Raw genomic sequence first — 11,896 nt, 5'->3', positions numbered from 1 at the left:
ATCCCGGAACGGCACGCTCAGTCGAAGAATGCCGCCGCCGCGCGGCCCTCGTAGACGACGTCGTCCAGGTCGTCGCCGGCGACATTGACGTGCCCGACCTTGCGCCCCGGACGCGGGTCCTTGCCGTACGTGTGGATCTTCGCGGTCGTGTGCGCGGCCATCGCGGGTGCGAAGCGCTCGGTCAGCCCGCCCTCGGCGGGCCCGCCGAGGATGTTGACCATGACGGTCCACGGAGCCGTGGCATCCGTCGATCCGAGCGGAAGGTCGAGCACGGCGCGCAGATGCTGCTCGAACTGGCTGGTGACGGCACCGTCCTGCGTCCAGTGGCCGCTGTTGTGGGGCCGCATGGCGAGTTCGTTGATGAGGACGCGCTCGTCGGTGGTCTCGAACAGCTCGACGGCGAGCATGCCGGTCACCCCGAGCCCTTCGGCGACGGCGACGCCGATCGCGGCGGCCGCGCGCTCGAGCCGCTCCCCCGCACGCGGAGCGGGCGCGATCACCTCGGCGCACACGCCGTCGCGCTGCGTCGTCGCCACGAGGGGATACGCCCGCACCTCGCCCGACGGACGACGCGCGACCTGCTGCGCGAGTTCGCGCGTGAAGTCGACGAGCTCTTCGGCCAGGAGCGCCCCGCCGTGGGCGTCCTCGGCGAGCGCGGCGAACCAATCGTCGGCCTCGATCGCGGCCGAGACCACGCGCACGCCCTTGCCGTCGTACCCGCCGCGGGGGGTCTTCACGACGGCGCGTCCGCCGTGGGCGTCGAGGAAGTCCTGGAGCTGCGCGGCATCCGAGACGGCGGCCCAGTCGGGCTGCGGCATCCCGAGCTCGGCCATGCGCGCGCGCATGACGAGCTTGTCCTGCGCGACGGCCAGCGGGGCGGGGCCCGGGTGGACCGCGACGCCGGCGTCCACGAGGGCGGCCAGCACGTCCTGCGGCACGTGCTCGTGGTCGAAGGTGAGCACGTCCACCTCACGCGCGAAGCGGAGCACGGTCTCGGCGTCGCGGTAGTCGCCCACGGCGGTGGCGGCGAGCCCCGCCGACATGCCCTCGGTCTCGGCGAGGACACGGATGTCGATCCCGAGCTCCTCGGCCGGCGCGATCATCATCCGCGCCAGCTGTCCGCCACCGACCACTCCGACTCGCAGCGCCATGCCGCTCCTTCCGTCCCGTCCATTGTGCTCCACACCGCCGCCGCACCCCCTCCCCTCTCGCGATAAACGGCATCCGCGCGGAGAAACGGCGCGACAGCGCGTTTCCCGCCGTGGATGCCGTTCATCGACGGGGCGTGCGGCCCGGCAGAACCCGACGGGGCGTGAGCGGGTGGGCGTCAGAACTCGACGGCGCCGGAGCCGTGCGCCTGCGAGTCGCGATGCGCGAGGATCTGGTTCACCTCGACCTGGTCGACCAGCGTTTCGTGCACGAGGACCGCGTGGGGGACGTTCTTCAGACGCAGGGGAGGTTCCACGCCGTTGGACAGCGTGAGGGTCCCCGCTCCCCACAGTCGTTGGAGGATGCCGCGCCTCATCTGGATCGCGTACCCGCGCACGTGCGAGATCTCGCGGCTGCTCGACCCGAAGAAGCCCGAGCGCTCGATGACGCGGCGGGTGGTGATCGTCCACGACCGGGAGAGCCACACGAAGTACGGCACGACCACCAGCAGCACCAGCGCGGCACCGGCCGCGGTCACCAGCATCCAGTTCTCGAACGGAGCCGGGAGATTGTCGTAGTAGTACGCGGTCGCACCGGCCACGGCGATCAGCACGAGGGCCGACCAGAACAACCGCCGGGCGTGACCGCGCAGGCGCGCGATGCGGCGCTCGGGCGCAGCCGCGCCAGGGGCCGGCGTGCGGGGACGGCCTCCGTAGGTGTCGGGCGGGGTCACGTATTCATTCTGGGGGCGGGAGCCTCCGGCGTCGCCCGCACACGCGGGACGGGCGCGGGTCAGCGTACGTGGACGACGTCCCCGGCGGCGACCACCGTCTGGATCGTGCCCGATTCGACCACCAGGCGCCCCTCGGCGTCGAGCCGTTCCGCCCGACCCTGGACGGTGGTGCCGTCGGGGAGCGACACCGACACCTCGCGGCCCACGGTCGAACACAGCTTCTCGACATCGCGGTGCACGCGGGCGACATCGCCTTCCGAGAGCGCGGCGAGCAGCGCGGCGAGGGACTCGAGGTAGTCGGCGAGCAGGCGATCCTCGTCGACCTCGACGCCGAGGGCGGCGAACGAGGTGGCCGTCGACACCGGCAGATCCGCCCGGGTCATGCGCGTGTTGATCCCCGATCCGATCACGACCGTGTCGAGGGTGCCCGGAACGACCTCGGCGAGGATGCCGCAGATCTTCCCCCCGTCCACGAGCACGTCGTTCGGCCACTTCAGCTGCGCGCTCGGGCCGTGACCGGCCAGGCGCGAAGCGACGGCGCGCGTCATGGCCGCACCCGCGGCGAGGGGGATCCACCCGCGCATCCCCATCGGGATGCGCCCGGCGTCCACGACGACCGACACGGCGAGGGCGGTCCCGGCCGGGGCGGTCCACGTGCGGTCGAGTCGGCCCCGCCCGGCGCGCTGGTCGTCCGTGACGAGCAACGACAGATGCGGCCATCCGGCGGGGTCCGCGGCGACGGCGGCGACGACGTCGGCGTTGGTGGAGTCGGTGGTCTCGACGACCTGGAGGCGCGGGCTGAGCGCGGCGGTGAGCGGGTATCCGGCAGCGGGGATCGGCATGTGCACACCCTAGGCACGACCCGGGGGAATCGGCATCCCCGGGCCGTCGCCCGCCCCGCGCTCCCGTCCCCGGATGGATGGATGCCACAGCGTCCCGACGAGGTGCTTGTGCGCACCCTCCAACATCGGCGTCGAACCGGTCGATAGGGTGGAAAGCGTGACCGACCAGCCCGATCTCTTCACCACCGCCGGCAAGATCGCGGACCTGCGCGCCAGGTTCCAGGACGCGGTCGTTGACGCCGAAGCCGCCGCGCGCACGAAACAGCACGCGAAGGGCAAGCTCACCGCCCGCGAGCGCATCGAGATGCTGGTCGACCCCGGCTCGTTCGTCGAGCTCGACGAGTACGTCCGCCACCGCACCACGGCGTTCGGCATGGACAAATCGCGCCCCTACGGCGACTCCGTCGTCACGGGCACGGGCACGATCCACGGGCGCACGGTCGCCGTCTACGCGCAGGACTTCTCCACCTTCGGCGGCTCGCTCGGCGAGGTCGCCGGCGACAAGATCATCAAGGTCATGGAGCTGGCACTTCGCAGCGGCATCCCGATCATCGGCATGCTCGACTCGGGGGGCGCGCGCATCCAGGAGGGTGTCGTCGCGCTCGGAAAGTACGGCGAGATCTTCCGCCTGAACACCGCCGCCTCGGGGGTCATCCCGCAGATCTCGATCATCATGGGACCCGCCGCCGGCGGCGCCGTCTACTCGCCCGCGCTCACCGACTTCGTCATCATGGTCGACAAGACGAGCCAGATGTTCGTCACCGGCCCCGACGTCATCAAGACCGTCACCGGCGAGGACGTCGGCATGGAGGATCTCGGCGGCGCCCACACCCACAACACCCGGTCGGGCGTGGCGCACTACCTCGCCGAGGACGAGGATGACGCGCTCGACTACGCCCGCACGCTCGTCGGATTCCTCCCCGACAACAACCTCGCCGAGCTCCCGCTCTACGAGACGCCGTTCGAATTCGAGACGACGGATGCCGATCGGGCGCTCAACACCGTCATCCCCGACTCGCCGAACCAGCCCTACGACATCCACACCGTGATCGACGGCATCGTGGACGGGGCCGACTTCCTCGAGGTCCAGCCGCTGTTCGCCCCGAACATCGTCATCGGCTTCGGCCGTATCGAGGGCCGGACCGTCGGCATCATCGCCAACCAGCCCTCGCAGATGGCCGGCACGCTGAACATCGACGCGGGAGAGAAGGCCTCCCGCTTCGTACGGTTCTGCGACGCGTTCTCCGTGCCGATCGTGACGCTCGTCGACGTGCCCGGCTACCTGCCCGGCACCGACCAGGAGTGGACCGGTGTCATCCGTCGCGGCGCGAAGCTCCTCTACGCCTACGCCGAGGCCACCGTGCCGCTGGTGACGGTGATCCTGCGCAAGGCCTACGGCGGCGCCTACATCGTGATGGGGTCGAAGCAGCTCGGTGCCGACATCAACCTCGCCTGGCCGACCGCCGAGATCGCCGTGATGGGCGGTCAGGGCGCGGTGAACATCCTCTACCGCGGTGAGATCAAGCGCGCCGAGGAAGCGGGCGAGGACGTCGCGGCGGTGCGCACCCGCCTCGCGAACGAGTACACCTACAACGTGGCATCCCCGTTCCTCGCGGCCGAGCGCGGCGAGCTCGACGGCATCATCGAGCCCGCGCAGACGCGCGTGTCGATCGCGAAGGCGCTGCGGGCGCTGCGCAACAAGCGGGCGAGCCTGCCGGCGAAGAAGCACGGGAACATCCCGCTGTGAGCGAGACCGGTGGCGAATCGCCCGAGACCGTCGGACGCATCGTGCGCGGCACCCCCACGCCTGAGGAACTCGCCGCGGCGATCGTCGTCGTGAGCGAGGCGTACGCCCGGGAGTCCGCCGATGCCACGGCACCGGAGACGTCGGCGCGCTCGCGCTGGGAGTTGTCCGCTCGTGGACTGCGGGCCCCGCTCGATCGCGACGCCGGCTGGAACGGATTCACGGGCTGACTGTCCCCCGAAATACCTACAGACGCCGCGAGAACGTTCGCGAATACTGGAGGAGCTGGAACGCATCACGCGTTCGGTCGGGCCGCTCCATCGAGCCGGTTCCGGCCACCGCGGACGGTTTTCGGGTAGCCGTTCGCATGGGTGAGGGGCAGGCGACATCGCCGCCCCTCACCCCTCATTTTTCGCACTCTTCCCCGGATGCAGATACCCGTTCAGGCCCCCGTCGGCGTTCGCGCCACGGGGGCCATTCCTTCGCGTCAGCGCGGGCGGCGCATCCTTCGCGTCAGTGCGGGCGGCGGATCTCGCGCCAGAGATCGACGTCGTCGTCGTCGGCCCCGGCGCCCGCAGCCGCCGTGCGACCCACGACGGTGACCGCCACCTCGTGGTGGGGCGAGGTCCGGATGATCAGGCGCTCGGACGCGGCCTCCTCGACGATGCCCGCCAGCTCGGACCGAATGTCGCGCAACGCCGACGCCGGCAGGTCTTCCAGGCCCCCCTCGTCGAAGAGCATGACGATCGTTCCGCGACGACGCGCCGCATCGATCTGTGCGCGCACCGCCTCATCGAGGAGACGGGGACTGCGCAACTCGTCGCGCAGGCTCTGCTCGGCGAGGCGCGCCGCGTTCTTCTCGCTCGGACGCAGGTTCCCGCCCGTCTCGATCGTGCGACCGAGCACCGGACCGGCGACGTGGAGCGCCCGCTGCACGTGCAGCCGACGCTCGCGCTGACGCCCGCTCTGCGAGGCCTGCCAGGCGGATGCCGCCTGCTGCAGCTCCGACAGTTGCTCCGCATCGCGGGCGACCCGGTCCAGAGCGGTGGTGATGAGCTGGGCCACGGCCACCCAGACGAGCGAACCCACGAGCCCCAGGCTGAGCGCGGCGAGCGGGCCCAGCCAGGCCGCCGCCGACACGGCCAGGAGGCCCGTGCCGATCCAGGCGATGACGGGTCGCCGCCGCACCATGACGACGGTCATGAGGGCGCCGATTCCGCCGATGACCCACGTGACGAAGGGCTGCGACCGCCCGGCCTCGTTCACCGCAGCGAAAGCGGCGTTCGGGACGACCGCAGCGGCCACCAGCGCGAGGCCGACGGCCCATCGCGAAGGCGCGAGCCGCGTGTCCGTGTCCGCGTCGTCCGGAGCCGCGACGCGGCGACGCGTCGGCAGGAGGATCCAGAGCCAGGCGATCGGGAGGTACAGCACGAGCGCGGCGATCAGCAGCCAGCCGCGTTCGACCGTGTCGGGCAGCGTCCACAGGAGGCTGCGCGCCGAGAGGTAGGCCGTGAAAGCCAGGCCGATGCCCGAGAGGATGGAGCGGACGGTCACCAGCGGTCCCCGCTCTCCCACTCGAGGGTCACCGTCGTGCCCGCGGGCGAGGAGTCCAGGGTCGAGCGTCCACCGACGGCCGTGACGCGCGCGATGATGGAGCCCCGGATGCCGAGCCGATCGGCGGGGATCGCATTCACGTCGAAGCCGCGACCGGCATCCCGCACCCGGATCGTCACTCCCCCGGGCTCGGCGGAGCCGGTGACCTCGACGGTCAGGGCCCGCGCTTCGGCATGCTGCACCGCGTTGGCGACGGCCTGCATCGCGGCGAGCACGAGCGCCCGGGCCACCCGCCCCGGAACGCGGGGCGTGCCCTCCTGCACCCGTCGCGTCACGGCCAGTTCCACCCCGAAGTCGCGGGCCGAAGTCTCGATGTCGTCGGCGAGGGCCGCGGCATCCATCGGCTCGTCGCTGCCCTCGAGGGCGTCCTTCTCGGCGTTCGCCAGCCGCGTGAGGGCCTCGCGCGCCATGCTCACGGCGAGGGTGCGCTCCCGCGGGGTCGAGGCGCGTTCCGCCGCCAGCAGGGCGCCCAGGACGCTGTCGTGCATGAGGGCCGCGACGGCGACCCGCTCGTGCTCGGTCGCGGCGGTAGCCGCAGCCTGCGCGTAGCTGGCGACGGCCCGGGCGCGCGTCTCGTCGACGTTCGCCGCGATCGAGCGGTACATCCACGTGAGCGTCACCAGGACCGCGCCCAGCATCAGGGCGAACGAGACGTCGAGCGCGACGGGCAGCAGGAACTCCGACCGTCCGCCCGCCTGGATGAGACGGACCACACCGAACAGCAGCGGTGCGGCCACCGTCCAGGCGATCTGGAGAGACAGGGGGAAGGCCACGACCGTGGCCACCGTGGCCACGTTGATGAGGTAGAAGATCCAGGGGTTCTGGGTGGGCGACGGGGACTGTTCTCCGCCGACGGTGGCGATGGGCCAGAGGGCGAGGGCGACCATGAACAGCACCGCGAACAAGCCCGAGAACACCCGCGCGAACCGGTTGACGGCGCACGCCACAATCATCGCCACGAGCGGGACGAAGACACCGATGACGAGGGGCAGATGCCACCCCGGGGCTTCGTCGCTCGGCCCGAAGGCGGCGACGAAGGCCTGCACCCCGAGGACGAGACAGGCCGGCCCGACCAGCAGGGTGATGACGCGCTCGATGCGCTTCTGCGTGAACGAACCGGGGTCGTCGCTCGTCTCACGCGTGTGCGGGATCCGCCCCCACGCCTCGTCGAGGACCGACCGATCGACGTCAGGCATCTCGGGGCGTCTCGGGCGTCTCGTGGAGGATGCCGTCCTCCATCGCCCGTCGCAGCAGATCGACCTTGGTCGGGGCGGGGCGCCCCACCTCGACGTACTTCACGCGGACGCGCGTGATGTTCTCCTTGGCCGTGGAGTAGGCCACGCCGAGGCGCTCGGCGACGGCCTTGAGGGGGAGTCCGGCGGCGTACAGCCGCAGCACTTCGCGCTCGCGCGCGGACAGCTGCGCATCGGCGAACTCGCGGTCGCCCTCGACCGCGCTGGCCCACTCGACGTTGTCGAGCAGCTCACCGCGGGCGACGGTCCCGATGGCCGCGAGGACCTCGTGCGTGGGCGACGACTTGCTCACGATGCCCGCGGCCCCGGCGGCGAGCGCCTCGCGCACGGCGGCCGGACGGTCGGCGACGCTGTGAATGATGACGCTGGAGCCGTCCCGCACGACACGGTCGACGTTCTCGGAGACGGTGGTGCCGTCACCGAGCGTGAGGTCGAGGACCACGACATCGGCCGGGGCCTCGCCCGCGGTGCGGCGCCAATCGAGGTAGGCGGCGACGTTCGCGCCCGACAGGACCACCTGGAACGACTCGGTCTGCGCCAACGCCGCCTCGAGGCCGAGTCGGACCGATTCATGGTCATCGATGAGGGCGACGCGCGTCATCCCCATATCGTATCGGCGCGACCCCTCCCCCGCCGGGAGTGCACACCCGCCGATCGGCGGGTCATCGCCGGAGGGCGACGACCGCCTCGACGTGATGGGAGTGGGGGAAGAGGTCGAGACCGTGCACGCCGCCCTCGACGCGGTACCCGTGCACGGCGAACGTCGCCAGGTCTCGCGCGAGCGCGACGGGGTCGCAGGCCACGTAGATGACGACCCGGGGATCGAGCCCCGCGATCCCCTCCACGACCTCCCGTCCCGCGCCCGAGCGCGGAGGATCGAGGACGACGACGCCGCGGGACAGGCGCTCGCGCTCGCGCGCGGAGGCGTCCGCCCGCAGCCGCGCGACGTACCGGTCGACCCGCGCCGTCTCGGCGCGGGCACCGACCCATTCGGCGAGGTTCTCCCCCGCGTGCTCGGTCGCGCGGGCGTCGCTCTCGACGCTGACGACCCGGGTGGATGCGCCGCCGATGTCGGCCAGCGTCGCGGCGAAGAGGCCCACTCCTCCGTAGAGGTCGAGGTGGACGGCATCCGGGTCCAGGTCGCCCGCGGCCTCACGGACGAGATCGCCGACCGCCTCCGTCAGGGCTTCGGCCGCGAGGCGGTGCACCTGCCAGAAGCCGCCCGCGTCGACGCGGAACACGCGGTCGCCGACGCGTTCCTCGACGACTTCGGCCGTCCCGGTCGCGCGGGATCCGTCGGGACGCGGGAGGACGCGCACCCGCCCGTCGGCCGGCTGGACGAGGTCGATCCGGCCGGGAGCCGCGCCGCGCAGCTCCGCGGCCGCACGGGCGATCGCGTCCGTCGCGAGCGGGAGATCGGGGGTCTCGATCACGCGGTGCGAGCGCGGCGCGAACGGACCCACACGTCCGGCCTCGTCCACGTGCAGGCTCACGCGCGTCCGCCAGCGCGTGCCGTCCGGTGTCTCGTCGACCCCGGCCGGACCCACCGAAACGGGCAGTTCGAGACGTCCGACGCGCTCGAGCGACTCGCGGATCACCCGCTCCTTGAGCGCCCGCTGATGACCGAGCTCGATGTGACCGAACTCGGCTCCGCCCACGCGCTCGTCGGGCGAACGGTCGATCGAGGCCGAGGGCCACACGTGCGCGCGCCGCTCGGGCGCCGCTTCGAGGACCTCGACGGCTTCGGCGCGCCAGAACGCCTTCTTCCGCGTGTCGGTGAGCCGCACGCGCACGCGCTCCCCGGGGAGGGTGTCCGGGACGAAGACCACGCGGCCCTCGTGCCGCCCGACGAAGATGCCGCCGTGGGCGACTCCGGTGATGTCGAGATCGATGAGGTCGCCGTTCTGCATCCCCCGAGCCTGTCACACGGCGGTCCCGGCGGGTCGCGTCGTCGGTAGCGTGGACGCATGCGCGTGTGCCTGGCATCCACTTCCCCCGCTCGACTCATGCTGCTGCGGCAGGCCGGAATCGAGCCCGAGGCCCGGGCCCCCCGGGTCGACGAGGAGGCGGTGATCGCCGAGGTCGAGGCGGCGGAGGGGCGCACGCTGCCGGCGCCGGAGCACGTCCTCCTGCTCGCGCGGCGGAAGGCCGAAGACGTGGCGCTCCGCCTGGCCTCCGACGGGTCCGGGTTCGACGGATACGTGATCGGCGGCGACTCGATGTTCGCGCTCGGCGACGAGATCCTCGGCAAGCCCTACACCCCCGAGGCGGCGACCGCGCGCTGGCGCGACATGCGCGGGCGCACGGGCGTGCTGCACTCCGGGCACAGCGTCTTCCGGGTCGCCCCCGGCCACGAGCCCCGGGAGGCGTTCGCCGTGGCCGAGGCATCGGTGACCTTCGCCGCCGACGTCGCCGATGAGGAGATCGCGGCCTACGTCGCCAGCGGTGAACCGCTCCTGGTCGCGGGCGCGTTCACCGTCGATTCCCTGGGCGGCGCGTTCATCGAGCGCGTCGAGGGCGATCCCTCCACGGTGGTGGGGATGTCGCTGTCGACCGTGCGGCGCCTCGTCCGCGATCTCGGCGGATCGTGGACCGACCTGTGGAATCGTTCGTAGACTCCCCCACACGTTTTTCGGCGTTTCTTGTGGAGGAGGGTCAAAAGACCCGCACGACCCCTCGCTAGGCTGGGAGGATGCCGAAGATCGCCAAGGTACTCGTCGCCAACCGCGGCGAGATCGCCGTCCGTGTCATCCGCGCCGCACGCGATTCGGGCAAAGCCTCCGTCGCGGTCTACGCCGACCAGGACCGGGACGCCCTGCACACCCGCCTCGCCGACGAGGCGTACGCGCTCGACGGCGCCACCAGCGCCGACACCTACCTCTCGATCGAGAAGATCCTCTCGGTCGCCCGCCGTTCCGGCGCGGACGCCGTCCACCCCGGATACGGATTCCTCGCCGAGAACGCCGACTTCGCCCGCGCCGTCATCGACGCGGGCCTCGTCTGGATCGGCCCGTCGCCCGCGGCGATCGAAGCGCTCGGCGACAAGGTCACCGCGCGCCACGTCGCCGAGAAGGTCGGGGCCCCCCTCGCCCCCGGAACCCCCGGGCCGGTGGCCGGCGCCGACGAGGTCATCGCCTTCGCCGAGCATGTGGGCCTCCCCATCGCGATCAAGGCGGCGTACGGCGGCGGCGGACGCGGCCTCAAGGTCGCGCGCGAATTCGACGAGGTCGCCGAGATGTTCGAGTCGGCGACCCGCGAGGCCGTCGCAGCCTTCGGTCGCGGCGAGTGCTTCGTGGAGAAGTACCTCGACAAGCCCCGCCACGTCGAGACCCAGTGCCTGGCGGATGCCGCGGGCAACGTCGTCGTCGTCTCCACGCGCGACTGCTCTCTGCAGCGCCGTCACCAGAAGCTCGTCGAGGAGGCCCCCGCGCCGTTCCTCAGCGACGAGCAGAACGCGATCCTCTACTCGGCATCCAAGGCCATCCTCCGCGAGGTCGGCTACGTCGGTGCCGGGACGTGCGAATTCCTCATCGGCGCCGACGGCACGATCTCGTTCCTCGAGGTCAACACCCGCCTGCAGGTGGAGCACCCGGTGTCGGAAGAGGTCACCGGAATCGACCTGGTGCGCGAGCAGTTCCGCATCGCCGAGGGCGAGGAGCTCGGCTACGACGACCCCGCGCCCACCGGCCACTCGATCGAGTTCCGCATCAACGGCGAAGACCCCGGCCGGAACTTCCTCCCGCAGCCGGGCCCGATCCACGTCTTCAAGACTTTCGGCGGCCCGGGGCTGCGCCTCGACTCCGGCGTGACGGCGGGCGACAGCGTCTCCGGCGCCTTCGACTCGCTGCTGGCGAAGATCATCGTGACCGGGCGCGACCGCGCCGAGGCTCTGGAGCGTTCGCGCCGCGCGCTCGACGAGTTCGAGGTCGCCGGGCTCCCCACCGTTCTCCCGTTCCACCGCAAGGTCGTCCGCGACCCCGCGTTCACGGCCGAGGACGGCACGTTCGGCGTCTACACCCGCTGGATCGAGACCGAGTTCGTCAACGACATCCCCGCGTGGGACGGCGAGCTCGAGCCCCCCGTCGAGGCGCCCGGTCGACACACGGTCGTGGTCGAGGTCGGCGGCAAGCGACTCGAGGTGAGCCTCCCCGACCGCATCGCCGCCCCCGCAGCGAAGCCGGGCCGCCCGGCCGTCGCACCGCCGTCGCGTCGGTCGCACGCCGCATCGCCGACCGCCGGGGCCACCGGTGACGCGGTGAAGTCGCCGATGCAGGCCACGGTCGTCAAGATCGCCGTCGAGGAGGGCCAGCAGGTCGTCAAGGGCGACCTCGTCGTCGTGCTCGAGGCCATGAAGATGGAGCAGCCCATCCAGGCGCACAAGGACGGCACCGTCGCCGGCATCGACGCCAGCCCCGGCACCACCGTCTCGGCGGGTCACCAGCTGCTGCTGATCAGCTGAGGCATCCTCCGCGCATCCGACGCCGCGTCCCTCCGGGGGCGCGGCGTCGTCGCATTGCAGCGTTCCCGCCTTGCGCACTTGCGCGACGCGCAGTTGTGCGGC

The 11,896-nt window shown here is 71.9% G+C and carries 11 protein-coding genes; 4 read left to right on the top strand and 7 right to left on the bottom strand.

The window, feature by feature from the left end:
* Nucleotides 1-17 precede the first annotated feature (17 nt).
* The 3 genes from P8R59_RS10475 to P8R59_RS10465 all read right to left on the bottom strand — a co-directional run bounded on the left by P8R59_RS10475 (nt 18) and on the right by P8R59_RS10465 (nt 2,724).
* Complete coding sequence (locus P8R59_RS10475) at nt 18-1,151, bottom strand: 5-(carboxyamino)imidazole ribonucleotide synthase (RefSeq protein ID WP_278101009.1); 1,134 nt, start codon at nt 1,149-1,151, stop codon at nt 18-20.
* A 176-nt stretch (nt 1,152-1,327) separates the two neighbouring features.
* Nucleotides 1,328-1,882: a PH domain-containing protein gene (locus P8R59_RS10470; RefSeq protein WP_278101008.1), complete on the bottom strand. Its 555-nt coding sequence runs from the start codon at nt 1,880-1,882 to the stop codon at nt 1,328-1,330.
* A 59-nt stretch (nt 1,883-1,941) separates the two neighbouring features.
* Nucleotides 1,942-2,724: a biotin--[acetyl-CoA-carboxylase] ligase gene (locus P8R59_RS10465; RefSeq protein ID WP_278101007.1), complete on the bottom strand. Its 783-nt coding sequence runs from the start codon at nt 2,722-2,724 to the stop codon at nt 1,942-1,944.
* A 157-nt stretch (nt 2,725-2,881) separates the two neighbouring features.
* Here P8R59_RS10465 and P8R59_RS10460 point away from each other — a divergent pair, with 157 nt between their 5' ends.
* On the top strand, nt 2,882-4,471 hold the full coding sequence (locus P8R59_RS10460; RefSeq protein ID WP_431606853.1) for an acyl-CoA carboxylase subunit beta: 1,590 nt from the start codon (nt 2,882-2,884) through the stop codon (nt 4,469-4,471).
* Nucleotides 4,468-4,698: an acyl-CoA carboxylase subunit epsilon gene (locus P8R59_RS10455; protein ID WP_278101005.1), complete on the top strand. Its 231-nt coding sequence runs from the start codon at nt 4,468-4,470 to the stop codon at nt 4,696-4,698. The genes P8R59_RS10460 and P8R59_RS10455 overlap by 4 nt, the downstream gene beginning before the upstream one ends.
* Nucleotides 4,699-4,981: 283 nt before the next feature.
* On the opposite strand, the gene P8R59_RS10450 is transcribed toward P8R59_RS10455, so the two are convergent.
* The 4 genes from P8R59_RS10450 to P8R59_RS10435 all read right to left on the bottom strand — a co-directional run bounded on the left by P8R59_RS10450 (nt 4,982) and on the right by P8R59_RS10435 (nt 9,245).
* A complete protein-coding gene (locus P8R59_RS10450; protein ID WP_278101004.1) occupies nt 4,982-6,022 on the bottom strand; it encodes a hypothetical protein in 1,041 nt (346 codons plus the stop codon).
* Nucleotides 6,019-7,278 (bottom strand): sensor histidine kinase, encoded by a 1,260-nt coding sequence (locus P8R59_RS10445; RefSeq protein ID WP_278101003.1) that lies wholly within the window; start codon nt 7,276-7,278, stop codon nt 6,019-6,021. Before P8R59_RS10445 ends, P8R59_RS10450 begins: the two co-directional genes overlap by 4 nt.
* Nucleotides 7,271-7,936, bottom strand: a complete 666-nt coding sequence (locus P8R59_RS10440) for a response regulator transcription factor (protein ID WP_077050456.1) — start codon at nt 7,934-7,936, stop codon at nt 7,271-7,273. The genes P8R59_RS10445 and P8R59_RS10440 overlap by 8 nt, the downstream gene beginning before the upstream one ends.
* 61 nt (nt 7,937-7,997) lie before the next feature.
* Complete coding sequence (locus tag P8R59_RS10435) at nt 7,998-9,245, bottom strand: class I SAM-dependent RNA methyltransferase (RefSeq protein ID WP_278101002.1); 1,248 nt, start codon at nt 9,243-9,245, stop codon at nt 7,998-8,000.
* A 57-nt stretch (nt 9,246-9,302) separates the two neighbouring features.
* On the opposite strand from P8R59_RS10435, the gene P8R59_RS10430 reads away from it, so the two are divergent.
* Both P8R59_RS10430 and P8R59_RS10425 read left to right on the top strand, forming a co-directional pair.
* Complete coding sequence (locus P8R59_RS10430; protein ID WP_278101001.1) at nt 9,303-9,950, top strand: Maf family protein; 648 nt, start codon at nt 9,303-9,305, stop codon at nt 9,948-9,950.
* 77 nt (nt 9,951-10,027) lie between these two features.
* Nucleotides 10,028-11,794 (top strand): biotin carboxylase N-terminal domain-containing protein, encoded by a 1,767-nt coding sequence (locus tag P8R59_RS10425; RefSeq protein WP_278101000.1) that lies wholly within the window; start codon nt 10,028-10,030, stop codon nt 11,792-11,794.
* Nucleotides 11,795-11,896: the final 102 nt, after the last annotated feature.

The organism is Microbacterium proteolyticum, assembly GCF_029639405.1.
GTDB lineage: Bacteria > Actinomycetota > Actinomycetes > Actinomycetales > Microbacteriaceae > Microbacterium.
Note: the sequence above shows the minus strand (reverse complement) of the source record. Positions and strands in the feature narration are given on the sequence as shown.

Coding starts and splice junctions, on each gene's coding strand:
- P8R59_RS10475 (WP_278101009.1), bottom strand. CDS start 1,151: ATGGCGCTGCGAGTCGGAGTGGTCGGTGGCGGACAGCTGGCGCGGATG.
- P8R59_RS10465 (WP_278101007.1), bottom strand. CDS start 2,724: ATGCCGATCCCCGCTGCCGGATACCCGCTCACCGCCGCGCTCAGCCCG.
- P8R59_RS10445 (WP_278101003.1), bottom strand. CDS start 7,278: ATGCCTGACGTCGATCGGTCGGTCCTCGACGAGGCGTGGGGGCGGATC.
- P8R59_RS10440 (WP_077050456.1), bottom strand. CDS start 7,936: ATGACGCGCGTCGCCCTCATCGATGACCATGAATCGGTCCGACTCGGC.
- P8R59_RS10435 (WP_278101002.1), bottom strand. CDS start 9,245: ATGCAGAACGGCGACCTCATCGATCTCGACATCACCGGAGTCGCCCAC.
- P8R59_RS10430 (WP_278101001.1), top strand. CDS start 9,303: ATGCGCGTGTGCCTGGCATCCACTTCCCCCGCTCGACTCATGCTGCTG.
- P8R59_RS10425 (WP_278101000.1), top strand. CDS start 10,028: ATGCCGAAGATCGCCAAGGTACTCGTCGCCAACCGCGGCGAGATCGCC.